Annotated in this window: 22 protein-coding genes and 1 riboswitch; of the genes, 6 read left to right on the forward strand and 16 right to left on the reverse strand. The window is 65.2% G+C overall.

Annotation, left to right across the window (positions count from 1 at the left end; translation table 11 throughout):
* The first annotated feature begins 146 nt into the window (after positions 1 to 146).
* A riboswitch (yybP-ykoY riboswitch) is annotated at positions 147 to 309 on the forward strand.
* 14 nt (positions 310 to 323) lie between these two features.
* The gene (gene mntP, locus QM701_RS22000) at positions 324 to 896 is read left to right on the forward strand and encodes a manganese efflux pump MntP (RefSeq protein WP_415169129.1); all 573 of its coding nucleotides are present in this window, start codon (positions 324 to 326) and stop codon (positions 894 to 896) included.
* A gap of 59 nt (positions 897 to 955) precedes the next feature.
* Here the strand turns inward: mntP and QM701_RS22005 are convergent, their stop codons facing one another.
* Together QM701_RS22005 and QM701_RS22010 are read right to left on the reverse strand one after the other, a co-directional pair.
* Positions 956 to 3,049, reverse strand: a complete 2,094-nt coding sequence (locus QM701_RS22005) for an ATP-dependent helicase (RefSeq protein ID WP_415169130.1) — start codon at positions 3,047 to 3,049, stop codon at positions 956 to 958.
* A gap of 1,169 nt (positions 3,050 to 4,218) precedes the next feature.
* On the reverse strand, positions 4,219 to 5,307 hold the full coding sequence (locus QM701_RS22010; protein WP_415169131.1) for an ornithine cyclodeaminase: 1,089 nt from the start codon (positions 5,305 to 5,307) through the stop codon (positions 4,219 to 4,221).
* A gap of 128 nt (positions 5,308 to 5,435) precedes the next feature.
* On the opposite strand from QM701_RS22010, the gene QM701_RS22015 reads away from it, so the two are divergent.
* Entirely contained in the window at positions 5,436 to 5,861 is a 426-nt protein-coding gene (locus QM701_RS22015; protein WP_415169132.1) for an Lrp/AsnC family transcriptional regulator, read from the forward strand.
* A 377-nt stretch (positions 5,862 to 6,238) separates the two neighbouring features.
* Here QM701_RS22015 and QM701_RS22020 read toward each other — a convergent pair whose 3' ends face one another.
* The 4 genes from QM701_RS22020 to QM701_RS22035 form a co-directional block, all read right to left on the reverse strand.
* Positions 6,239 to 6,727, reverse strand: coding sequence for a uracil-DNA glycosylase (locus QM701_RS22020; protein WP_415169449.1), 489 nt, complete (start codon positions 6,725 to 6,727; stop codon positions 6,239 to 6,241).
* A 345-nt stretch (positions 6,728 to 7,072) separates the two neighbouring features.
* Positions 7,073 to 7,507, reverse strand: a complete 435-nt coding sequence (locus QM701_RS22025; RefSeq protein WP_415169133.1) for a hypothetical protein — start codon at positions 7,505 to 7,507, stop codon at positions 7,073 to 7,075.
* The gene (locus QM701_RS22030; protein ID WP_415169134.1) at positions 7,486 to 7,827 is read right to left on the reverse strand and encodes a hypothetical protein; all 342 of its coding nucleotides are present in this window, start codon (positions 7,825 to 7,827) and stop codon (positions 7,486 to 7,488) included. Before QM701_RS22030 ends, QM701_RS22025 begins: the two co-directional genes overlap by 22 nt.
* Before the next feature lie 155 nt (positions 7,828 to 7,982).
* Positions 7,983 to 8,432 carry a MerR family transcriptional regulator gene (locus tag QM701_RS22035; RefSeq protein ID WP_415169135.1) on the reverse strand — a complete coding sequence of 150 codons (450 nt, stop codon included), beginning with the start codon at positions 8,430 to 8,432 and terminating at the stop codon, positions 7,983 to 7,985.
* Between the two features lie 90 nt (positions 8,433 to 8,522).
* Here QM701_RS22035 and QM701_RS22040 point away from each other — a divergent pair, with 90 nt between their 5' ends.
* The gene (locus QM701_RS22040; RefSeq protein WP_415169136.1) at positions 8,523 to 9,470 is read left to right on the forward strand and encodes an SDR family oxidoreductase; all 948 of its coding nucleotides are present in this window, start codon (positions 8,523 to 8,525) and stop codon (positions 9,468 to 9,470) included.
* A 149-nt stretch (positions 9,471 to 9,619) separates the two neighbouring features.
* On the opposite strand, the gene QM701_RS22045 is transcribed toward QM701_RS22040, so the two are convergent.
* The 4 genes from QM701_RS22045 to QM701_RS22060 form a co-directional block, all read right to left on the reverse strand.
* The gene (locus QM701_RS22045; RefSeq protein WP_415169137.1) at positions 9,620 to 10,699 is read right to left on the reverse strand and encodes a saccharopine dehydrogenase family protein; all 1,080 of its coding nucleotides are present in this window, start codon (positions 10,697 to 10,699) and stop codon (positions 9,620 to 9,622) included.
* Positions 10,700 to 10,735: 36 nt separating this feature from the next.
* Positions 10,736 to 12,175: a coniferyl aldehyde dehydrogenase gene (locus QM701_RS22050; RefSeq protein ID WP_415169138.1), complete on the reverse strand. Its 1,440-nt coding sequence runs from the start codon at positions 12,173 to 12,175 to the stop codon at positions 10,736 to 10,738.
* Positions 12,162 to 12,521: a hypothetical protein gene (locus tag QM701_RS22055; RefSeq protein WP_415169139.1), complete on the reverse strand. Its 360-nt coding sequence runs from the start codon at positions 12,519 to 12,521 to the stop codon at positions 12,162 to 12,164. Before QM701_RS22055 ends, QM701_RS22050 begins: the two co-directional genes overlap by 14 nt.
* Before the next feature lie 449 nt (positions 12,522 to 12,970).
* Positions 12,971 to 13,360 carry a nuclear transport factor 2 family protein gene (locus tag QM701_RS22060; protein ID WP_415169140.1) on the reverse strand — a complete coding sequence of 130 codons (390 nt, stop codon included), beginning with the start codon at positions 13,358 to 13,360 and terminating at the stop codon, positions 12,971 to 12,973.
* Positions 13,361 to 13,439: 79 nt separating this feature from the next.
* Here QM701_RS22060 and QM701_RS22065 point away from each other — a divergent pair, with 79 nt between their 5' ends.
* Genes QM701_RS22065 through QM701_RS22075 form a run of 3 tightly spaced genes read left to right on the forward strand, consistent with a single transcriptional unit; the run spans position 13,440 to position 15,171 of the window.
* Positions 13,440 to 13,589 carry a hypothetical protein gene (locus QM701_RS22065; protein ID WP_415169141.1) on the forward strand — a complete coding sequence of 50 codons (150 nt, stop codon included), beginning with the start codon at positions 13,440 to 13,442 and terminating at the stop codon, positions 13,587 to 13,589.
* A 44-nt stretch (positions 13,590 to 13,633) separates the two neighbouring features.
* Positions 13,634 to 14,347 (forward strand): DsbA family oxidoreductase, encoded by a 714-nt coding sequence (locus QM701_RS22070; RefSeq protein WP_415169142.1) that lies wholly within the window; start codon positions 13,634 to 13,636, stop codon positions 14,345 to 14,347.
* On the forward strand, positions 14,344 to 15,171 hold the full coding sequence (locus QM701_RS22075) for a DUF72 domain-containing protein (protein WP_415169143.1): 828 nt from the start codon (positions 14,344 to 14,346) through the stop codon (positions 15,169 to 15,171). Before QM701_RS22070 ends, QM701_RS22075 begins: the two co-directional genes overlap by 4 nt.
* A 169-nt stretch (positions 15,172 to 15,340) precedes the next feature.
* Here the strand turns inward: QM701_RS22075 and QM701_RS22080 are convergent, their stop codons facing one another.
* The 6 genes from QM701_RS22080 to QM701_RS22105 form a co-directional block, all read right to left on the reverse strand.
* Positions 15,341 to 18,448 carry a UvrD-helicase domain-containing protein gene (locus QM701_RS22080; protein WP_415169144.1) on the reverse strand — a complete coding sequence of 1,036 codons (3,108 nt, stop codon included), beginning with the start codon at positions 18,446 to 18,448 and terminating at the stop codon, positions 15,341 to 15,343.
* A gap of 101 nt (positions 18,449 to 18,549) precedes the next feature.
* Complete coding sequence (locus QM701_RS22085; RefSeq protein ID WP_415169145.1) at positions 18,550 to 19,200, reverse strand: membrane integrity-associated transporter subunit PqiC; 651 nt, start codon at positions 19,198 to 19,200, stop codon at positions 18,550 to 18,552.
* Positions 19,197 to 20,882 carry an intermembrane transport protein PqiB gene (locus QM701_RS22090; protein ID WP_415169146.1) on the reverse strand — a complete coding sequence of 562 codons (1,686 nt, stop codon included), beginning with the start codon at positions 20,880 to 20,882 and terminating at the stop codon, positions 19,197 to 19,199. The genes QM701_RS22085 and QM701_RS22090 overlap by 4 nt, the downstream gene beginning before the upstream one ends.
* Positions 20,879 to 21,502, reverse strand: coding sequence for a paraquat-inducible protein A (locus tag QM701_RS22095; RefSeq protein ID WP_415169147.1), 624 nt, complete (start codon positions 21,500 to 21,502; stop codon positions 20,879 to 20,881). The genes QM701_RS22090 and QM701_RS22095 overlap by 4 nt, the downstream gene beginning before the upstream one ends.
* On the reverse strand, positions 21,499 to 22,125 hold the full coding sequence (locus tag QM701_RS22100; RefSeq protein ID WP_415169148.1) for a paraquat-inducible protein A: 627 nt from the start codon (positions 22,123 to 22,125) through the stop codon (positions 21,499 to 21,501). Before QM701_RS22100 ends, QM701_RS22095 begins: the two co-directional genes overlap by 4 nt.
* Before the next feature lie 90 nt (positions 22,126 to 22,215).
* Positions 22,216 to 22,917, reverse strand: a complete 702-nt coding sequence (locus tag QM701_RS22105; RefSeq protein ID WP_415169149.1) for a putative bifunctional diguanylate cyclase/phosphodiesterase — start codon at positions 22,915 to 22,917, stop codon at positions 22,216 to 22,218.
* Positions 22,918 to 22,994 lie beyond the last annotated feature (77 nt).

Here is a 22,994-nt window from a genome sequence, read left to right on the forward strand (position 1 = left end):
TTGCCCCTCCATGCCGGGAGGCCGTGTTCGCTTTTCGTTCTCGTGCGGGCTCAGCCTGACCTGTGCACAGACGGTTGCCACGGCCGAGAGCGGCAATCCCTGCGACTTCCTTCGAGGTGGGCGGTCTGGTAGCATCACGTCTTCTCTTGGGGAGTAGCCTGCTTCCAACGTTTGGAAGCGTCCGCGTCAACACACTTGAGCCGTCCTGCGGCTCATGGCGCGGGTAGCCGATCCGGTTGGCGAGACCAACGATGCGCCAGCACGACGACAGGTCGGGCTATGTTGGCGTGTCGTTGTGCTCATGCCCGACCGTGGATTACCTCATGAACTTCATCTCCACCGCCGCACTCGCCATGGCGATGTCCACGGACGCCTTCGCAGCAGCCGTTGGCAAAGGGACCGCACTTCGGAAGCCTCGTTGGAGCGAGGCGCTCCGCACCGGTGCAATCTTCGGGGTCATCGAAGCGATCACCCCGCTCGCGGGTTGGGCGCTGGGCCTGGCCGCCGTCAATACCCTGAAGGCATGGGATCACTGGATCGCGTTTGTCCTGCTCGGCGCGCTTGGCATTCACATGGTCGTGGCTGCGCTCAGAAACGATGAGCCCGCTGCGGAGCAAGACAAGCCGACGCGGCACAGCTTCGCACGCCTCGCCATCACCGGCTTCGCGACCAGTATCGACGCGATGGCCGTCGGGGTCGGCCTGGCCTTCCTCGATGTGAACATCGTGCCCGTGGCCGCGGCCATCGGCGTTGCAACCTTCGTGATGGTGACATTGGGCGTCATGCTCGGGCGGGTCCTTGGCGCAGTTGTGGGAAAACGCGCCGAACTCCTCGGCGGCATCGTGCTGTTCGCGGTCGGGGCGACCATCCTGTACGAACACCTGAGCGCGATCTGATCGCCCGCGGGGGCTCGGCAAGCGTGATCAACATTTTCAGATACGCTGCGGTCAGGTATTCACTTCCACATTTCCCGCATGCGCGCGGCGAGGTCGAGGCGCTGGCCGGGCTCCATTGGATTCCGGCGCTGCCATTCCTCGAAGCCCGGCAGCTCCGGCAGCGGCCAGCTGCGCTCCTCGAAGTATTTCAACAGACGATTGGGAATGAAGCGCGTGCGGCCGGCATAGACGTGCCGGTCGCCTCCGCCCGTCGGCCCGGTGGTGTAGAAACGCTGCGGCACCAGCAGTTCGAGATGGTCCTTGGCGCGGGTCATGGCCACGTACAGCAGGCGCCGTTCTTCCTCGATCTCCTCTTCGCTGCCGGTGGCCAGGTCGGAGGGCAGGCCGCCATCGACCACATTGAGGATCGACACCGCCTGCCATTCCTTGCCCTTGGCCGAATGGATGGTCGACAGGATCAGGTAGTCCTCGTCGCGCAAGGGGACGCCGGCCTCGCTGGCGTTCGCCTCCGGCGGGTCGAGCGTCAGCTCGGTGAGGAAGCGTTCCCGGCTCGGGTAGGTGGCCGCGATGCGCGCCAGTTGCTGGACGTCGGCGCGGCGCGTCTCGGCATCCTCGAACAGCCGCTCCATCTGCGCGTCGTACCAGCGCGTCACCTGCTCCAGGGGCAGCGGCCAGGCGCCGGCCTGCTCCAGCCCGTCCAGCAGCGCGACGAATTCCAGCCACTCGGCCCGGGCCTTCTCCGGCACGGGCTGTTCGGCCAGCAGCAGGCAGCCCGGCGGCGCTGCCTGCAGGTTGTCGAGCACGCGGCTGGCGGTCTTCGGGCCGATGCCGGCCAGCAGCTGGAGCGCCCGGAAGCCGGAGACGCGGTCGCGCAGGTTCTGCGCCCAGCGCAGCAGGGCCAGGATGTCCTTGACGTGCCGGGCCTCCAGGAACTTGAGGCCGCCGAACTTCACGAACGGGATGTTGCGCCGGGTCAGCTCGATCTCCAGGCGGACGCTGTGCGACGCGGAGCGGAAGAGCACGGCCTGGGCCTTGAGCGCCACGCCCTGCTCGCGTCGCAGGAGGACGTGCCCGGCCACGCAGGCGGCCTGGTCCGTCTCGTCGCGCACGGTCACCAGCACCGGCTTTTGCGCGGCGGCGCGTTCGCTCCACAGGTCCTTGGTGAAACGTTCCCGGGCCTCGGCGATGACGGCGTTGGCCGCGGCGAGGATGGGCTGCGTCGAGCGGTAGTTGCGTTCGAGGGCGATCACCCGCGCCGGCGGGTCGAAGCGCCCCGGGTAGTCGAGGATGTTGCGCACGGTGGCGCCGCGGAAGCGGTAGATCGACTGGGCGTCGTCGCCGACCACGGTCAGGCCCCGGCCGTCCGGCTTCATGGCCAGGAGGATCGCGGCCTGCAGGGGATTGGTGTCCTGGTATTCGTCGACCAGCACATGGGGGAAGCGGCGGCCGAGTTCCCCGGCCAGTTCGGCATCGCCGACCATCTGTGTCCAATAGAGGAGCAGATCGTCGTAGTCGAGGACCCGCTGCGCCTGCTTGGCTTCGACGTAGGCCAGGAACAGCGGCTTCAGCTGCGCCTCCCACTCGCTGCACCACGGGTAGGTGGTCTGCAGCACGGTCGCCAGATCCGCCTGGGTATTCACCACGCTGGAATAGATCGCCAGGCAGGTGCCTTTGAGCGGAAAGCGCTTGCCCTGGCCGGAGAAGCCCAGCTCGTGGCGCACCAGGTTCATCAGGTCGGCGGAATCTTCCCGGTCGTGGAGGGTGAACGCCGGGTCGATGCCGATCCGGCCGGCGTAGTCGCGCAGCAGCCGGGCGCCGACGCCGTGAAAGGTGCCGGCCCAGGCGAAACCGCCCTCCGCCAGCCGGGCGTGGCGGGGCGAGACCTGGCCGGCGATGCGCTGCACCCGCCGGGTCATTTCGTCGGCGGCGCGGCGCGAGAAGGTGAGCAGCAGGAGCCGGTCCGGATCGGCGCCGTGGGCCAGCAGATGCGCCACGCGGTGGGCCAGGGTGTCGGTCTTGCCGGTGCCGGCGCCGGCGATGATCAGCAGGGGCGCGCAGACGTCCGTTTCGCCGATGCCGTGAGTCGCCGCCGCGCGCTGCGCATCGTTGAGGCGGGCGAGGTAGGCCGGGATTCCGGCCGCCGCTGCGCTCATGGACGGCACGGCTCCGCCGGCCGTTCCCGTGAAACGGGGGACTGCGGTTGCAGCGCGACCGGGACGTCGCATTCCGGGCAGACGCGGTATTCGGCGGCGCCTTTCAGGGCGGTTTCCATCCGGCCCGGATCAATCGGGGAATGGCAATACGGGCAAATGAAACGCGGGGGGCGAACGGACATGGCGGATTCCTTGAATACTGTGATTATATACAGCTTCAGATTGCCAGCAAGGAACCGGGTTCGTTTGACAAAACGTGAAAATCTGGACCCTGGCCAAAACCGCCGTTATCGACAAACTGACGAATTGCCCCACAGAATACCGGGACAAGCCTGTGGATAAGGACTGGAAAACGCGCCCAGCCCATTCAAGGGAAAGAAAATTTCAGGACTGCTCTGAAAATAGGCAGTGGCCGCTTCCGGCGGCCGGCATTACGCAGCGTTACACAAAGCATGGCGATCCGATACAGACACGGGCGAGCTGCCGCCCTAGACTGCACTCGTTGCTTCAGCGTCCCCCGCTGGCAATGTTTGACCCTCCCTGACCCATCTCCACGATGGGATTTATCCCGAGCCACACCGGCCCGGGATTTTTTTGCCCGCTTAATGCGAGCAGTTGTTCCGTGGCATCGCCCCGGGTTTCAGAAGCGGTCGTTCGGCCGTTCGCTTTCAAGAATCGTTCAGCGGCAGCAGTTGGCCGTTATGAATAGCTATTCGTAACGGCCAGAAGCGGATTTTCGACACCACCAGTGAGCAGTCATTTGAACAGCTGCTCCACTTCGAAACTAACCAGACCGCTAACGCGAATAAATCGGCCTTTGCCGACGTCGGATTTTTAGCCAGAATCGGGCGGCAATACGCTAATCACCTGCCGTTCAGCAAAAAATCACGTTGACCGGCTGAGGCCAGTTCATCGCCGCGAATGCCCGATTCAGCGCCTCAGGCCAACGTCCGGATTGGCCGAAGGACTTTCCGTCCAAACAGCGTCACAAAAATTTATGGCGGTGGTGCTCCTTCGAGCGATCGCGATCCTCGACGGCGGAACCAACGCGATCGAGTTCCAGACCGACGCTGCTGCCTTATACCCTGTTCGCTTTCGTCGCCTCGATCACGCCGGGGCCGACCAAGCTGCGGGGCGCTGACGCAAAGCGCGCGGCACGGCCCCCCAGCTCAAGCAGCGCGATTCATCGTCGGCTGTTGCGCCGCGGATTCCTTCCGCGCAGGTGCCGGGCGAATGAGGTTGAACAAATCCTTGGGGTTGGCCACGTCCGGAATCAGCGAGATCGGCTGCCCCAACCCCAACGCACGGGCCGAGTCGCGCATGTAACGCAAGGCCGAATAGTCTTCGAGCGCGAAGCCGACCGAATCGAACAGCGTCACCTGCCGGTCGTCGGTCCGGCCTGCGGCCTTGCCGGCCAGGACCCGCCAGAGTTCGGTCACTGGAAAATCGATCGGCATTTGCTGCACGTCGCCTTCGATGCGCGTCTGCGGCTCGTATTCGACGAATACTGACGCGCCATTCAGCACGCCGGGATGCATTTCAGTCTTGCCGGGGCAATCGCCGCCGACGCCATTGATGTGCATGCCGGGTTCGAGCATGTCCGGCATGATGATCCGGGCGCTGGTCTTGTCGGCCGTCACGGTGGTGACGATGTCGGCGCCCCGTACCGCTTCGCGCACACTTTCGCACAGGCGCAAACGCAGGTCCGTGTGCGCCAGGTTGCGTACCAGCTTGGCCATCGCCGTACTGTCGATGTCGAACAGGCGGATTTCCTCGATGCCCAACAAATGGTGAAACGCCAGGGCCTGGAATTCGCTTTGCGCGCCGTTGCCTATGAGCGCCATGGTCCGACTCGCGGGACGCGCCAGCGTCCGTGCCGCGAGCGCCGACATGGCCGCCGTACGGATCGCCGTCGTCAGCGTCAATTCGCTCAGTAACTCAGGGGCGCCGGTGTTGACGCGGGCCAGTACGCCGAAGGCCATGACCGTCGGCAGACCGAGCGTCGTGTTTTTGGGATGGCCGTTCACGTATTTGAAGGCGTAGTGGGCACTGTCGGAAATCGGCATCAGCTCGATTACGCCGTCGGCCGAATGACTGGCTATTCGGGCGCACTTGTCGAACGCCTCCCAGCGCAGGTAATCGGCATGGAGGTAGTCGGCAACACCGCGCAGGCACGTTGCGACACCCAGCGTGTTGACCAACTGGGCGATGGTTTCGGCGCTGAGGAATTGGGTTTGGACGCGGGATTCGATTTTCATGATGCGGCGGCTCCTGTGGGGGCTCGCACTGAGTCTCTCAATTCCGCATAGCAATGTGAATCGTCAACATTGATTGCTTTTCACCAAAAATTTATCATTTAGAAAATCATTATTGACGAAATGACAATATGGACGCCACTGATCAACAATTACTCTCGTTCCTGCGTAAAAATGCCCGCACCAGCATTGCCACGCTGGCACAGAAACTTGGAGTCTCGCGGGGAACGGTCACCAACCGCATCACACGGCTCGAAGATGCGGGAATCATCGTCGGTTACACAGTCCGCCTGCGACCCGATACCGAGCCGAATGAAATTCGCGCATGGATGAGCATCGCGGTCGAAGGCAACGAAACACGCGCAGTCATCTCCAACCTTCTTGGCGAGCCCGGCGTTGCCAGCCTGCACGACACCAACGGGCGTTGGGACTTGCTCGCCGAACTGCGCGCCGCCAACCTGTCGGAACTATCGCAGGTACTCGAACGAATCCGCTTGGTACGGGGAATCAGCAGCACCGAGACGAGCATTCACCTGCAGACCTATCGATTGTCATGAAGCAACGTAGCGGACGGCGTCCAGCGCAAGCTTTCCCGATTCCTTCAAGATGCGATCCGATTCTACGCTGACAGCAGGCTACAACTCGGCCAATCCGGCTGTTGGCCTGAGCACTGGATCGAGCAGAGATGCGTCCGTTGTCTGCCGCTCAGCCTCGAAAGGCCAAGAACGACAGTTTCATAACCCGGCGAGTTCGTGCTTCCGACCCTCAACCGATATTCACCGTCTTGTTGTCACTACGGCAGGTTTCTGGGTGGAGTGGTCATGCAGTGCGTGTTCTGACCGAGAGCTACTCGGCCAAAGCGGTCGCTTAAACCGTAACGAGGAATGGCGGCTTCCACTTCGAAAGCAGCGCTGAAGGCGGGACGTGCCTCCGTTCAGAACAGCGAGGCCGTTTTAGGCTGTAGCCCATGCAGTAAGGCTACCTTTTGCAGGAATTCTGTTTGACCGCCATAGCTTGGGTGTCGCACCTTCACGACGGGCAGATCCGTCGAAGCGACGCGTACAGCAGCTAAAGCGGCGTCGTTGCCGATTGCGACCAATCGACGCGGCTGTAGTAAATCGATCAGCAGTTTTAGGAGCTGCAGCCCCGCCTCGCGCTCACGCGAGTTGTGCATTCGATTTGAGAAAGGATCGTCCACTTCGTGTGGATGCAAAGGGAATACGTTCCACAGAAATATTCGGTCTTCAATCTGACTCAGAACATCCCAGATTACAGCCGCCGTCCGCTCTGCGACTGCAGATCCTTTGGTCGGACGCTCGATGGGGACGCTCCAGCGCTGTGCATGGTGCTCTAGATGTACGTCGTCCGTCAGAGCCAGACCAGTCGCCGCCCTCCCCGGTAGCCGAGATCTCGTCCGATCCAGGTGGCATCCACCGGTGCATGCGAGGCTTGCTCTAACATGGTCGACAACAACCTAGCCCGAAGTCGTGGTGCATCAGCTCGATCATGCACTGGACAACGGTCGATATACGGATTGAAGCAGTTCTCAAAACGTAATGACGCAACCGCGTCGACAAAGGGGTGTTGTTTCATTAACGGGTCCAATCCGGTCGTTCGTATCTTATGGTCCACATTGTGCGATGCCAACCCCACCCTGCCTCCTAGATAGATACTAACCTTTCGGAAAACGTCGTAGCCTCGGCGAGTCGAGCGCTCCTAGAGCTTGAGTCGGTATTGGTGATGATTGCTACACCACCGTTTCCACTTCTTACCTCAAGCTGAGCCATTCATACGGCTCTCCCCGAAAACCGGAGGCTCCGAGGCTTTCGAGCCAAGCCACAAATGCTGCAATGAGCTCCGGATCATCGAATTTTGAATGCCCGATACCGGTTTTGCAAAGTGAGCGCCCTTGGGCGTCGTGCAGGTCTGGGAGCATGGGGCCATTGCCACCAACGTAAAGAAATTGCCGGCTGATGAGTACCCGGCTGACGCCCGTGTCTCTTGCAATATGGCCGGGGGCAGCACTTCCGTCCTCGCGACTGTGGAACGAATCGCGTTGCTGCCATGGCGTATTCGGTCCAGTTCTGAAGTAGATGTTGTCGCCGCAGCTTTGTTTTCGGCTTCCTCGGCGAAAAGGTTGCTTGGCTCGAAATCTGGGGTCGGTGCTGTATTCGTCCCAACTCAGCGCCTCCTCAACACGCATCGCAAACCGACGAGACGATGCCGCCGCGCGTCAAACTCCGCCGGATTGATCTCATCCGGTCGCGCGGTGGATGACAGCAGCGCCATCCGCGTCGGATCGGCCAGCCAGTCCTTCACGGACGCATCGGCGAGCGGCCATTTCAGCGAGCGAGGCTCCAGCGGCGAGAGGCCACCCAGCGGACTCACGATGCGCTGCTCGTATCCATTGGCGGCGAAGACCTGCCACGCATGGGTTAGCTCCGATAGCCACAAGCCGGTTGGCTGCGTCGGATCTTGGTAGTGAGCGACGTTGGTGACAACGTGGAGTATGCGCTTGGTCACGCGTAACCTCCTCGAATCGTGTGTGGCCCGAACAAAGCCTGTGTGAAATACCTGTCCATCTCGTAGACCTTTCCAGTAAGGAACCAGTGGATGAACTCTAACGTTGAATACAACTTCAATATCAAGCGGCATATGCACCTTGGTGCGATGCCCCTCTAATGGCGGCGACGGGCCCTCCTGGTGGTCGGGGCACTGTCCGCCTCTACCAACCGCATTTCCGACAGAATGCGCCGGGCGTTGGCGGCGCAATCCATGTCCTGCGGCTTGGCTTCGATCTGCGCCATCAGTTCGACCAGATGGGCCTTGCTTTGTGCGAGCTGTGCTTGCAGGGCCTCAATGTCCTGCACCTTGCGGCGCAGCGTGTCGATCAGAGTGCCATGATCCCAGCTAGCGAGATCGCTGGGCAGCAACGTGCGCAACTCATCCAGGCTGAAGCCCGCACGCTGCCCGGCCGCGATGAGCTTAAGCGCCAATACCGCGTCGTCGGGGTAGCTGCGGTAGCCGTTTTCCTGGCGCTCGACCGCCTTGAGCAGGCCGATGCGTTCGTAGAAGCGGATGCGCGAAGGCGCCAGGCCCGTGCGCTGCGCGAGTTCTCCAATTTTCATGATCGAGGTGCCCCGAGTGACTACAGAGTTTGACATTAAACATTACTTCAAAGTTAACCTTGAGGCCATCGCACTACCAGGTGCAACTTCATGAAGGCGGACGGAATGCAGACGATATTGGGGGCGAACGGCCAGATCGCCGTAGAGCTGGCGCGGGAGCTACAGCGCAAATACACGAACGATGTGCGGCTCGTAAGCCGCAATCCACGCAAGGTCAACGACACCGACAGTCTGGTGTCCGCCAACCTTCTTGATGCGAAGCAGACCCTGGATGCGGTCAAGGGCAGCAGCATTGTCTACTTCACGGCCGGCCTGCCACCAGACACGGCGCTATGGGAAGCGCAGTTCCCCACAATGCTGAAGAATGCCCTGGATGCCTGCCGCGTGGTTGGCGCGAGCTTCGCCTATTTCGACAACACCTACATGTATCCGCAGGATGCGCGGCTGCTGACCGAGGAAACGCTCTTTGCTCCGGTGGGTCGCAAGGGCAAGGTGCGCGCAGCGATGGCCTCGATGGTGCTCGAAGAAATGGCACGCGGCGAGATCCCCGTGCTCATTGGCCGGGCCCCTGAGTTCTATGGCCCGGGCAAGACGCAGAGCTTCACGAACGCGCTGGTCATCGAAAAACTCCAGGCTGGCAAGAAGCCGCATGTGCCCGTGCGCGACGATACGCGGCGCACGCTCATCTGGACGCCCGACGCGAGCCGCGCCCTCGCGGCCCTGGGCAATGCACCCGATGCCTTCGGCCAGATCTGGCATCTGCCGTGCTGCGACGACCGGCCGACGTACAAGGAGTTCGTCGCGGTGGCCAGCCAAGTCTTCGGGCGCGAGCCTTCCTATGCAGTCATCGGCAAGCTGACGCTGACCGCGGCCGGGCTGTTCTCGAAGCAGGTGCGCGAGATCAGGGAGCTGCTGCCCCGCTACGAGCAGGACAACCTTTTCGATTCCACGAAGTTCAAGCGCCGCTTCCCCGAGTTCGAGGTGACGACCTATCGGGAGGGCTTGGAGCTGATACGGCGGGAGTGGTTAGGCAAATAGATGCTCCGGCGCGCGACTGGCGGGGCGGAGCACCGTCCGATCCTGCCTCGGGGCTGGCCAACACCTGATCGCGCAGACGCCGGAAGCTATCGAATAAATAGCTCCCGGCGCTTTCCTGATGGTCACTTCAGGTCGATTCGACCATCCACCTAGACGATCTGTAGAGGCCCTGATCCGGGCAGGTGCGTCACCAGATCGGCGACCACCAACCTGGCCGGTGTGTAGGCGCCGCCAGTGGGCCGGGCCGTCATCAGGTATTCGACCATGGCCAGCGAGCCGGTGATGGTCAGGCTATAGCCGTTGGCGGTGCGGATGCGCGCGGTCTTTTTCTCTCCGCGCGCGTTGCTGGCCTCGCCCCAGATGAAGGTGGGCATCTTCTCGCGCTTTTCCTCGCTGGGTCCCTTCACCGTCCTGGCGATGTGCGCCTTTATCAGCTTCTGCACCCACGACAACCCCAGCAGCGGCCGGACATAGTTGGCGCGCCTGGCGCTGGCGATCATGCGGGGCGAGCCTGGAATGAATACCTGAATGTTCGGAATGCCGGTGGTGTGGTACGCGGTGGATACGTCGCCCCAGGGGATGGTCATCGCGTCTTTCTCGCCGTCGCCGAAGTCGATGCGGCGCACCTCGTAGGCCAGCGGCACGGTGACGATCTTCCCGTCGCGGCGCACCTTGCCGCCCTGGGCCAGCCCCTCGACCGAGGTCTTGGCGGTGCCGGGCGAGAAGCCCGAGCGCGAGTCGAAGCCCAGCGCGAGATGCGTGGCATCCGGCAGCGCCTCTTTCAGCGCGGCGGCCACGCAGTCGGTGGGGATGACGTCGAAGCCCACGCCAGGGCACAGCACCACGCCGGCGTCCCGTGCGCGGGCATGGAGCGACTGCGCGTGCTCGAACACGGCAATCTCGCCGGTGATGTCCAGGTAATGCGCGCGGGCGCGCAGGCAGGCTTCCATCATCGGCGCGGCGGTGGCCGAGAACGGGCCGGCGCAGTTCAGCACCAGCGCATGGCCCTGGATCTGCTCAGTCAACCGCCCCACATCATCAAGGCCGAAAGCACGCGCCTCCAGCCCCAGCGTGCGTGCCAGCGCCTCGACGCTTTCGCGCCTGCGGCCCGCCAGTACGGGCTTGAGCCCGCGCCGCGCCGCTTCGCGGGCGATCAGTTCCCCGGTGTAGCCATTCGCACCATAGATCATCCAGCGCATGGATGTGGGGCTGGCATTGTGCTCACTCATTGCGTCGCTCCTGTTTGGGTGATGGATATCTGATCTTCATGGCGATGACGCCTTGTTTCTTCCCAACGTGAGCGAGATGGCCATGTCGGCGAGCTTCCCGAAGGGCGCATGCAGTAGGCCGGGGAAGTTCCAGCGGCCCTGCACGAAGACGCCCTTGGCATGGCTCATCGCACGGAAACCCTCGATGCCGTGGTAGGCTCCCATGCCGCTCGGGCCGACGCCGCCAAAGGGCAGATCGTCCTGCGCCACGTGCATCAAGGTGTTGTTGATGCCTACGTTGCCCGACGTGGTGCGCGCCAGCAGCCGGGCGCAGTCGCCGTCCTCGGCACCGAAGTAGTAGAGCGCGAGCGGGCGGGGCCGCGCGTTCACATGGGCGATGGCCTCGTCGATGGTGCCGTAGGTGCGCACAGGCAGGATAGGGCCGAAAATTTCCTCCTGCATGAGGGGAGCTTCGTCGCCCGCGTTGACGACGAGCGTTGGCACCAGAGTGCGCTCTCGCCCAGGCATGTGGGCGGGGCGTTCTCCCACCTCAATCACACGCGCGCCATTGCGGCGTGCGTCATCGACGAGCCAGCGCAGCCGGTCGTAGTGGCGGTCGCTGACGATGGTTGTGTGGTCGCGGCTGGCGGGACCGTCCGGGTAGAAGCGATGTACCGTGGCGGTGTATTGGGCGATAAAGGTGTCCAGGTCGTCCTCGTGCACCAGGGCGTAGTCCGGCGCCACGCAGGTCTGGCCGGCGTTGGACAGCTTGCCGTACACCAGACCCTGCATCGTGCGGTCGTTGACATGGCCGCGCGCCACGATGGCGGGGCTCTTGCCGCCCAGTTCCAGAGTCACGGGCACCAGGTTGTCGCTGGCGGCGCGCATCACCTTGCGGCCGACCTGCGTGCTGCCCGTGAACAGCAGGTGGTCGAACGGCAGTGCGCTGAACGCGGCGCCGACCTCGGGGCCACCCAGCACTACGGCCACCTCATCTTCCGCGAAAGCCTCGGCCAGCATATGCCGCAGCGCCTCGCTGGTACGCGGGGTCAACTCCGAGGGCTTGAGCATGGCGCGGTTGCCCGCCGCCAGCGCGGTGGCCAGCGGCACCAGTGTGAGGGAGATGGGGTAGTTCCACGGCGCCATCACGCCCACGACGCCCAGCGGCTGGTATTCGACGTAGGCGCGCGCCGCGCGGTAGAAGAAATGCACGTGGCGGCGCTCGCGCCTCATGAAGCGGCGCAAGTGGCTGGAGAGGTAGTCGATGGCCTGGACGACGCAGGCCAGTTCCATGATGTCGGTCTCGTGGCGCGAGCGGTTGCCGAAATCGGCGCTGACCGCGTCCTTCAGGGCCTCACGGTGCGCGAGCACGGCGGCGCGCAGCCGGGCGAGCCGGGCCTTGCGCAGCGGCAGGTTCGGTGGGCCGTCGTGGAGGAAGGTGCTGCGCTGCCGGCCCAGGAGGGCGGCCATGCGGGTGCTGTCTTCATCGAGCGTCATGGTGTCCTCCGACGGCTACGGCTTCAGCGGCTTGGGCGTGTACGACGGGCAGCTTGAGCACATAGCCCCAGAAGTGGTCGGCGAACGACTGGCCCAGCAGCGAGAGCTCCCCCCAGTTCGACGCACCCGGCTGGTTGGTGACGACGGACAGGCCGGTCTCGTTGTAGCTGTCGTTGTCGCAGTAGTGGTAGGAATAGGCGGTCAGGGCGACCACGCCCCGGCCCGGCCACACCTCAGGTACATCATAGTCACCGATCTTGATGGCGGTGGTTTCGGCCGCCTGTGCGAATGTGGTCGCGACCAATAGGCATGCGCCGAAGACGGGGGCCAGGGAAGTGCCCTTCATAGGGTTACCTCAGAGATGAAATGACATCACCGCAGAGCATAAGTTTGAAGTTAACTTCAAGGTCAACCCCCCTCTGTGTTGGCTCACGCTCAATGGAGCATTCCGCCTCAGGGATGTGCCGCCACGGGGTCAGGTCGGTCTGCGAGATGAGACGGCAGGCGGAAGTGCCAGCGCCCGCCGGAAGGGAGACTCAAAATGGTGATTGAGGCCGAGGCGCTGGCCGCTTGACCTGCGTAGAAGGCAAGCACCCCGGCTTAAACCGGGGCGCTTCGCTTTTTGTAGTGGCTCATCGAGACGAAGGAATAACAGCCATCGGCACCGCGCCCAGGCCGTTCCGTCCTGGGCGCGGCGAATACAAAATCCGGGCGCGGCGGTGGCCGCGCCCGGTGTTGAGGTCCAACGGCAAGATCAAGCTGCCCTGTGAGACGTGATCTCACAAGCAGCCCACATCATTTCATGCTGCCTATCTCGCGGTCGGACTCTGCGCCTTCGAGCATCAGCGTGGTTTCTTCGATGCACGCAAAGCGCCCTTCGGCATCCAGTTCCGCAAACAGATACACCTCCTGCACGACCTGGGTTCCGTCGCGCTTGGTGACGTGGACACGATGGCGGTCTGCATAACGGTTGCCGTCGCGCAACTCGTCCAGCACCTCGATGTGCGCCGATGCCACGACTTCGCGGAGCTTGCGCGCATGGCGGGTGAATGCCTCGCGGTCATCCCAGTGCCCGTTGGTGCGCTGCCGGTAGTCGGGACTGAAGTGGCGATCAAGCACGTCTTCGAGCGCGAGTTGCTGCTGGTTGAGGATTTCATCCAGAGCTGAGCGGATGTCGGTCTGCATGTCGGTTGTTCTTGACTGTGAATCGAACCGACATTGTAGGCAACCCAAGATGGCGTTGGTACGGTATTACGGAACCAAAATGATGGGCGAGATTCTCACGATCGCCCGGCGCAACGGATTCAATCTGCCGGTGGCGGCCATCCATGATCTGGACGATGCTGCCAAGGCAACGGGCGTCAGACACGGTGCAGGGAAGGTGCCGCCGGGCGGCGGCAATGGTGAATCCTGAACCCGGTTCAGATTCCGGTTTTCTGCATGATAGGAGAAGCAATCATGAAGATCGATATTTGGTCGGACGTCATTTGCCCGTTTTGCTACATCGGCAAACGCAAGCTGGAGGCGGCGCTGGAGCAGACCGGCATCACGGCGCAAACCGAATGGCACAGCTTCGAACTGAATCCTTCTGCACCCCGGTCGTATGGAATGCCGCTGCCGGACGTGATGGATCATCTGTATGGCTTTGGCCGCCAACGCGCGCTTGGCATTCTGAATCATGAGGAACAGGAAGCGCGCCGCATGGGATTGGATTTCCAGTGGCGTATCGCCAAGCCGGGCAACACCTTCGATGCCCATCGCCTGATTCATTTGGCCAGGCACGACGGAATCGGCGACAAGGTCAAGGAACGCTTTCTGCGCGCCTATTTCACCGAAGGGCAGGAAATCGGCGATCGGCAGGTGCTGCGTGCGCTGGCGCTCGAGACGGGGTTGGCGGCCACGGACGTGGATGCGGTGCTGGCCAGCGACCGCTTTGCCGACGAGGTGCGTGCCGATGAGCGGCAGGCGGCCGAATTGGGGATTCGCGGAGTACCTTACTTCGTGATCGACGGGCAGGTATCGGTGTCTGGAGCGCGCGACGTGGAGGAGTTCGTGCGCGTCTTGCGCGAACAGGCGCCGATCGCTTCGGACGCAGCCTCGGATACGGAGCCGGATACCGCGTCGGATGGGGCAGCAATGTGCGGAGACGGCTTTTGCAAAGTCCGTAAATGAAGACGCCGCTTCCGGCAGACGGACGCGAGGCGCCCGCGCCGGGGGAGATCCCGGTCCTCGGCGTCCGGGAATTTCAATCCGAATTCCCGGCCTCGCCGATACGTATCGGATGTGCCGGATGGGGGCTGTCGGCCAGGGTAGCGGCGCGATTTCCCGCGCAGGGCAGCCATCTTGAGCGGTATGCGCGGGTCTTCTCTGCGGTTGAGATCAACTCGTCGTTCTATCGTCCGCACCAGCCGAAAACTTATGCCCGGTGGGCGGCGAGCGTGCCCGATGCATTCCGGTTTTCGGTCAAGATTCCGCGAAGGATCTCGCACGAACTCAGGTTGCGCGACGCGGATGCCGCCGTTGGCGAATTCGTGCAAGAGGTCGCGCCTTTGGGCGAAAAACTAGGGTGCCTGTTGCTGCAGTTGCCACCCAGCCTGGCGTTGGACGAGGCCGCGGCACGAAAATTTTTTTCGCTGCTGCATAGCCTCACGGACGCACGTGTCGTCTGCGAACCGCGCCACGCGACGTGGTTTACCGAGGAAGGTGCGGAAACGATGAAAAATGCCGGGGTCGCCTGTGTGCGCGCCGACCCGCCGCCGGTTGCCGGCGTCGAACCGGCGGGTGACCTGGGTACGCTGTACATCCGGCTGCATGGTTCGCCGGAGATCTATTACTCCGCATATGACGAACCGTTCATCGAAGCGGTGGCCGCGCGGATCATCGTCGCTCGAAATTCGAATACCGAGGTCTGGTGTATTTTCGACAATACCGCGCGCGGCGAGGCGGTTCCCAACGCGCTGACGCTGATGGAAAAACTAGAAAAAACGGCCTGGTGAGACAAGCTCGCCGAAGAGCTCTTGGTATGCGTGCCGGCAGTCATTGCCGAAGGTATGGGCGGACCTGTGTTGATGATGGCGCGGGAGTGATTCGGGCTTCTTCGTAGGCTTTCGCTCACATCGAACGCTGTAGCAGCCGGCCCACGGCAAGCGCATGGCATGGCGCGCTTCAGAACAGCTTGTACTGCTGCTGTTCCGCGCGCGCCTTGCGCGGCGGGGCGTCCTGCGTGCGCAGCAATTCCGGCGCGATGTCATCCAGGAAAGGCGAGGGCGGCGGCGTGCGGCGCTGGCCGCGCCAGGCGCGTTCGCGGGCGCGGGTGAGGAACAGCCGGTCCTTGGCGCGGGTCAGGGCGACATAGAACAGGCGGCGTTCCTCGGCCGCCGCGCCGGGGTCGGCCTCGCCGGCGGCGTTCCATGAGAAGGGCACCAGCCCGTCCTCGACGCCGACCACGAATACCACCGGGAACTCCAGTCCTTTGGCGGCGTGCATGGTGAGCAGCGAAGCGCGGTCGGCGCGGGCGTCCCAGAAATCGGCCTCGGTGGATAGCGCGACCCGTTCACGCAGTTGCGTTTCGTCCGCCGCGTCGGCGGCGAGCGCACCGAGCCACCGGCGGGCTTCGGCCAGCGCTGCCTGGCCGGCGGCGTCCTGCTCCGGGCGCAATTGTTCGGCCGCGGCGGCAATGCGGGAGGGCAGGACGGCGGTCTGTCGTTCGCCGTCCTGCCCGGCCAGGGCGTCGAGCAGCGCCGTCACCAGCGGCTGGTTGGCGATGGGCGCGGGCGAGCTTTTCTTGTACGGGATGCCGGCCCGGTCGAGGGCGTCGCGCAGCGCGGCGGCCTGCGCGTCGGTGCGGTAGAGCACGGCGAAGTCGGCGAAGCCGAGCCCGCCGCCATCGCGGGCGGCGCCCTTGCGGCCGGCGGCGAGCATGTCGTGGCCGCCGAGCAGGCTTTCGATCGTGGCGGCGACGAAGTCGGCTTCGGCCCGTTCGTCCGCGGCGGCGTACAGGATCAGCGGCTCGCGCATCGGCCGGGTGACGTCGTCGGGCGTGCCGTTGCCGATGACCTGCGCGGCGGCGCCGACGATGCTGCCGGTGGAGCGGTAGTTGCGCCCGAGGCGCAGCGTGCGGGCGCCTTGGAAATCCTGGCCGAAGCGGGCGAAGCAGCCGGCGTCGGCGCCGCGGAAGCCGTAGATCGCCTGGTTCGGGTCGCCGATGGCGCAGAGGCTCGCGGCGTCGGGCGCGAGCAGTTGCAGCAGCCGGTACTGGCGCGCATCCACGTCCTGGAACTCGTCGACGCAGATGTGGCGGAAGCGTCGCCGCCAGCGGGCCGCGACGGCCGGGTCGTTTTCGAGGATGTCCACCGGCAGCCCGACTAGATCGTCGAAATCCACCCACTGGCCGGCCTGGCCGAGCCGGCGGCAGGTGGCCAGCGCGGCGGCGCTTTCCTCATCGGCCGGTGGCGCGCCGGTGCGCTTGAGCAGCGACACGGTTTTCAGCAGGCGCATCGCCTTGGCGTGGCTGAGATCGAGGTCGGCGGCGAGCGCGGCGGCGCGTTCGCGCTCGTCGGCGATGCGGAAGTCCGCCGGCAGGCCGGCGGCCGCGCCTTCGGCGTGGAGGAAGGCCAGCCCGAGGGAATGGAAGGTGTGGATCGCGCATTCGCCCGCGCTGGCCGGGATCAGCGCGGCCAGCCGCGCGCGCAGTTCCTCGGCGGCGCGGCGGGTGAAGGTGATGGCGAGGCAGGCCTGCGCCGGTTCGCCGCCTTCGAGGATCAGGTGCGCGAGGCGGTGGGTGAGCATGCGCGTCTTGCCGGAGCCGGGGCCGGCGGCGACGATCAGCGGACCGTCCACCGTCGCCGCGGCGCGGGCCTGATCGGCGTCGAGCCCGGCGAGCAGGCCGGCGTGGCCGGAGGGCGCGGGCGCCGTCGGCGGCATGGGCTCCGCTGGCGCTTCGGCTACCTCGGGGACCGGCGCCGGCGCGGCCTGCGGGGACGGCGGCAAGGGCAGGTCGAACAGCAGGTCGCCGTGGCTGAGGCGCTTCAGTTCGCCGTCCTCGAACAGGCGGATGACGCCGTATTCGCCGTCGTAGCCGGCCTGCCGGATGACGCGGCCGGCGCGCAGCCGGGCGACCGCCTCGCCGAACAGCGCGTTCACCCGGCGGATGTCCTCGACCGGCGTTTCGCCGAGGATGGCGAAATCCGGCCCGAGCGCGGCCGAGAGGCGGTCGTAGGCATGCGCCACGCGGCGCGAGGCGACACCGCTGTCGAGGATTTCGGCGAGCATTTCGGGCAGCGGCACGAGGCTGCTCACCGCGCCGGCGGTCGGCGGCGGCAGACCGGCCGCGCGGTCGGCCAGCGCCTCGACCCGGTGCGCGACGCCGACGGTCAGCGGCTTGCCGCACACCGGGCAGCGTCCGCCGCGGGCGAGGGTTTCCACCGGGTCGAGGCACACGCCGCAGGCGCGGTGGCCGTCCAGGTGGTACTTGCCTTCCTCCGGGAAGAATTCGACGGTGCCGACGTAGCCGTCGCCGGTCTCCAACGCCCGGCGCATGGCGAAGAAGTCCGGCGCGCCGGCGAAGCGCGTCGCCTCGCGGCCGAGCTTGGCCGGCGAATGGGCGTCGGAGTTCGAGATCAGGCGGTAGCGGTCGAGCGAGGATACCCGCCAGTTCATTTCGGGGTCGGACGACAGGCCGGTTTCCACCGCGAAAACGTGGCCGGCCAGGTCGCCGTAGCATTCCTGGATCGAATCGAAGCCCGACTGCGAGCCGAGCGCGGCGAACCACGGCGTCCAGATGTGCGCCGGCACGAGGTAGGTGTCCGGCCCGGATTCGAGCGCCACTTCCAGCAGATCGCGCGAATCGAGGCCGAGGATGGGCCGGCCGTCGGAAGCGATGTTGCCGATCCGCGCGAGGCTGGCCGCCAGCCGGTCGGCGCCGGCGAAATCGGCCAGATAGATCAGGTGGTGGATCTTGCGCGTGCGCTCGCCCTTCTTGTAGATGGTCGAAATCTCGGTGGAGAGCATGAAGCGCACCGGCGTCCGGCAGGCCGGCGGCAGGGTCGCCAGCACCTCGGCTTCGAGGTCCGGCCGCAGGGCGAACAGGCCGTTGCCGGCGGGCACGAGCTTGTCCTTCATCTCGGCCAGCCACGCCGGGTGCACGCAATCGCCGGTGGCGACCACCGCGATGCCCTTGCGCGCCGCCCACCAGGCGAGGTGTTCCAGGTCGAGGTCGCGGCTGGTGGCGCGGGAATGGCGGGAATGTACGTGCAGGTCGGCGTGGAACGTCATGACGAAGCTGGCCTCGTTTGTTCGATTCCCCGAATTATAGGGGCCAGTCCACTGCCCAAAGCCGCGCCGCCGTGCCGGACGGCGGACGTTTCAGGATGCCGCTAACCGGCAGCAGGCCCTGCGTCCTTGGTGGCCGCGCCGTTTCCCGAGCATGCCGCGGCGCGCGAGCGTTCCCAGTTGCGCGCGTCCGCGGCGATTCTTTCCGCTAGCGCGGCGACGAGGCGCTGCTGCCCCAGCACCAGTTCCGGATAGCCGCCCGCAGCGGCAGCTTCGAACTGGCCGCTGCATACCAGCCGGGCATCGGCCGCTTCGCCCGCGAAGCCCAGGGCCCAGTCCGCGTCGAGGCTGACTTTGCTGCCGGGCCAGGCGTCGAGCCGGCGGATCTGCACCTTGAGCCTCAACACGGGTTTGTTCGCCGGTTTGGCGAGGCCGGCGACGTCCCGGGTTTGCAGGCGATGCACGAGTTCGGCCGACAGCGCGTTGCGCACTTCCTCGCCCAGCGGCCCGGCCCAGCGTTCGCCGTCGAGCACGGCGACGCCGGTCGGACCCTGGCGTACCACCAGCTGCGGCTGGTCCAGCTGGGCCGGAATGCCGACCGCCAGGACGTCGATCGCGAATCCGGACGGAGGCTGGCCGGCCGTCGTCCGATTCTCCAGGACCGGCAGCAGGGTGTGGTAGTGCACCGGCGCGGAGGCGCAGGCGCCCAGGGCGAGCGAAACGGCGGTCAGGCCGTGTAGGATCGGGCGGTTCATCGTGATGGCTCCTGCACCGGGTCCTGCGCCGGCGGTTGGGCTGGTGATTGGACTGGCGACGGGGCCGGCATGGCGGCGCGGTCGTCCGGGCGGCCGCGCAGCAGGGATTCCGGATGGCGCCCGAGGAAATCGGTCAGCACGCGCAGCGAGCGGGCGGCGCGCTGCACTTCCTGCAGCGTCTGGCTCAGGTCGTGCTGCAGCGGCGCATCGTCGGCCAGCGCGCTTTCCGCCGTGCCGAATGTCTGCTGCGCGCGCTGCAGGGTCTTCGAGGCTTCCGGCAGGACGTCGCCGTCCAGCTGCTTGAGCGCCTTGTCCAGACTCGCCAGCGTGGTGTCGAGATTCTTGCCGATGGCTTCGAAAGGCACCTTCTCGATCCTTTCGACGATGCCGGCGACCTGTTCCTGCACCCGGTCGAAGCTGCTATTGACGGTCGGCAGCATCAGCGGGCGCGCGGATTCGTCGAAGGCGACCTTCGGCGCGTTGGGCACGTGCTCGATCGAGATGTAAAGCTGCCCGGTCAGCAGGTTGGCCGAGCGGGCCTGCGCGCGCAGGCCGCGCGCGACCATGTCGCCGAGGAAGCGGGTGGCCTGCTGCTGCGGATCGTTGCCCGCCACGGGCACCTTCTTCAGCACCCGGCTCAGCCGCTGCGGATAGACCAGGATGCCGACCACGGTGGAGAAACTGTGCCTGGCCTGATCGTAGTCCAGGCTGATCGACACCACTTTCCCCAGGTCGACGCCCGAAAACACCACCGGCGCACCGACCGACAGGCCTCGCAGCGGCCGTTCGAAACGCAGCTGAAAGAACTGCGCCGGGCCGTCGGGCGGCGCCATCGCGGTCGTCTGGTCGCCGGCCAGGACGTACAGCGAGTTTTCGGCGGCGGGCTCGCCCGGTTCATGCTCGGGCGCGGCGAAGGCGATGCCGCCCGAGACGATGGTCGCCAAGGACTGCGTCCTGAGCTTGAGCCCGTCCGTCCCGAGCGAGACGTCCAGGCCGCTGGCATTCCAGAAGCGGGTGTTGGTGGTGACGAAGCGGTCGTACGGCGCGTCGACGAAGATTTGCAGCCGGACGTATTTGCCGTCTTCGTCGAGCTGGTGCGAGGCCAGCCGGCCGACCTGCACGCGCCGGTAATACACCGGCGAGCCGATGTCCAGCGAACCCAGGTCGGGGGTGCGCAGGATGAAGGACTTGCCGGGCATGTCGCCGGCCACGGTGGGCGGCGTTTCCAGGCCGGTGAAGGTCTTGCTGGTCGCCGTGGCGGAACCCTTGTCGACGCCGATGTAGGCGCCCGAAAACAGGGTGTCGATGCCCGACACGCCGCTCGTGCCGATGCGCGGGCGCACGACCCAGAAGCGGGTGTCGGCGCGGGTCAGGTTGGCGGCGCTCTTGTCCAGCGAAATCGTGGCGACGATGCGCGAACCGTCCTCGTCCAGCGTGATGCCGGAGACCACGCCGACCGTCACGTCCTTGAACTTGACCGGCGTCTTGCCGGCTTCCAGCCCGGCGGCCGTGCGGAAGGTGACCGAGATTTCCGGCCCGATCGACAGCCAGGCGTGCACCAGCATCGATATCCCGATCAACGCGGCGACCACCGGCACCAGCCAGATCAGGGAGACGCGCCAGCGGGGGCGGATCACGGCGGGCTCGCCGGGTTCGGGCATCTGTTCGGATTCGTCGTTCATTCTCTGTCACAGTCCCAAATCAGGCGTGGATCGAAGCTCATGGCCGAGAGCATGGTCAGGATCACGACCAGGCCGAAAAACAGTATGCCGATGCGCGGCTCGATGTCGCTCAGCGCCTGGAACTTGACCAACGCGGAGACGATCGCCACGACCAGCACGTCGAGCATGGACCAGTAGCCGACCAGTTCGATCAGGCGATAAAGCTTGGCGCGTTCGCGCATGGCCCGGCGGCTTTGCCGCCGCGAGCTGGTCAGCAGCAGGCCGAGGACCAGGAACTTGGTGCAGGGCACGGCGATGCTGGCGATGAATATGATCAGCGCGATTTCGTAGGAACCTTCCCGCCAGAACTGGATGACGCCGCTCATGATGGTGCTGTCGATGCCGTGGCCGAACATGTTGGTATACATGACCGGCAGCACGTTGGCGGGGATGTAGAAGACGAGCGCGGCGACGAGCAGGGCCCAGGCCCGTCCGATGCTGTCCGGGCGGCGGCGGTGCAGGGCGCTGCCGCAGCGCGGGCAGGCGGCGTGTCCGGTCCGGTCCAGCGTGTCCTCGCACACCAGCCCGCAGCCGTGGCAGCCGATGACGCGCAGCTGGGATGCCCGGGGTATCTCGCTCATGTCACGGTCCGCGGCGGCGGGTCGGCCTCGGTCAATTCCCACAGCCGGTGGGTGTCCCGGTTGGCGATCAGCGTGATCAGCACCATCAGCCCGGCCGTCGCCCAGATGCCGGCGCCGGGCGCCACCTGCACCAGGCTGGAGAGCTTGATGACGGCCACCAGGATGCCGAGCAGGCAGACTTCGATCATGCTCCACGGGCGCAACGCGGCCAGCATGCGCATCGCCGGCGCGAAGCCGGGCGCGCGGCGGCCCGCGCGGGCGTGGACCAGCACCCAGGCGAGCAGGGTGATCTGCAGGAAGGGCACCACGATGATCGACAGCGCGGTGGGGACGGCGATGACGGCGATCGGGCCCTGCGCCAGCGCGGCGGCCGATTCCCAGAGCGTGGTCTCGTTATGGACGCCCTGCAGGCTGATGCGGATGACCGGGCAGACGTTGGCGATGACGAAGGCGATGGCGGCGGCGAGCGTCAGCGCCAGCCAGCGGTTGACGTCGATGCGGCGGGCGCGGTAGAGGATCGCCGCGCAGCGGGCGCAGCGCGCCGCTTCGCCCACGGCCAGGGGCCGGCGCCGATAGACGCTGTCGCAGTGCTCGCAAACGATCAAATCGGAAAAAGTTCTCATACGCTCTCCGCCCGCCGTTCACTATAGAACGAAACCGGCGTCTCCGGCCGCGACCGCCGGGCCTCGGTCCATCCCGGCCGGGCCGTCCGGCTAGACGCAGGCGGCCCGCTTGCGGTTCAGCGTTTCGCACAGGGCCGCCGGGGAGAGCGGCCGGTAGTAGTAGTACCCCTGCATCGTGGTGCAGCCGGACTGCTGCAGATAGCGCGCCTGGAGTTCGGATTCGACGCCCTCGGCGACGAGGTTGAGCCCCAGCCCGTGGGCGATCGAAATGATCGCCAGGATGACCGGGAAATGGCCGTCCTCGCGCTGGATTTCTTTGACGAAGGATTGATCGATCTTGACGGTGTTGATCGGAAAGCGGTGCAGGTAGGAGAGCGACGAGTAGCCGGTCCCGAAATCGTCGATGGCGACGCTGACGCCCAGTTCGCACAGGCGCGTGAGTTGGTCGTTGACCTGCTGCGGATTGCGGATGCAGATGTTCTCGGTGATCTCCACCTCGATCATTTCCGGGGCGATGTCGAATTCGGCGAGCGTCCGGCGCATTCTCGCCGAGAAATCGCCGCGTTCGAGGCAGTGCGGCGAGATGTTCATCGAGATGCGGATCGGCTCGATGCCGAGCCGGTTGCGCTCCTGGATGTCGCGGCACACGGCGTCGAGCATCCAGTCGTTGATCTGGATCATCAGCCCGTTTTCCTCGGCGGATGGCAGGAATTCGCCGGGGGAAAGCAGGCCGCATTCGGGATGGTTCCAGCGGATCAGCGCCTCGGCCCCGGCAATCCGGCCCGTCGTCACGTCGACCTGCGGCTGGTAATAGATGATGAACTCGTTGCGTTCGAGCGCCCGGTGAATGTTCTTTTCGAGTCTCCATT

Origin of the sequence: Propionivibrio sp. (genome assembly GCF_047602565.1) — a bacterium.
Lineage (GTDB): Bacteria > Pseudomonadota > Gammaproteobacteria > Burkholderiales > Rhodocyclaceae > Propionivibrio.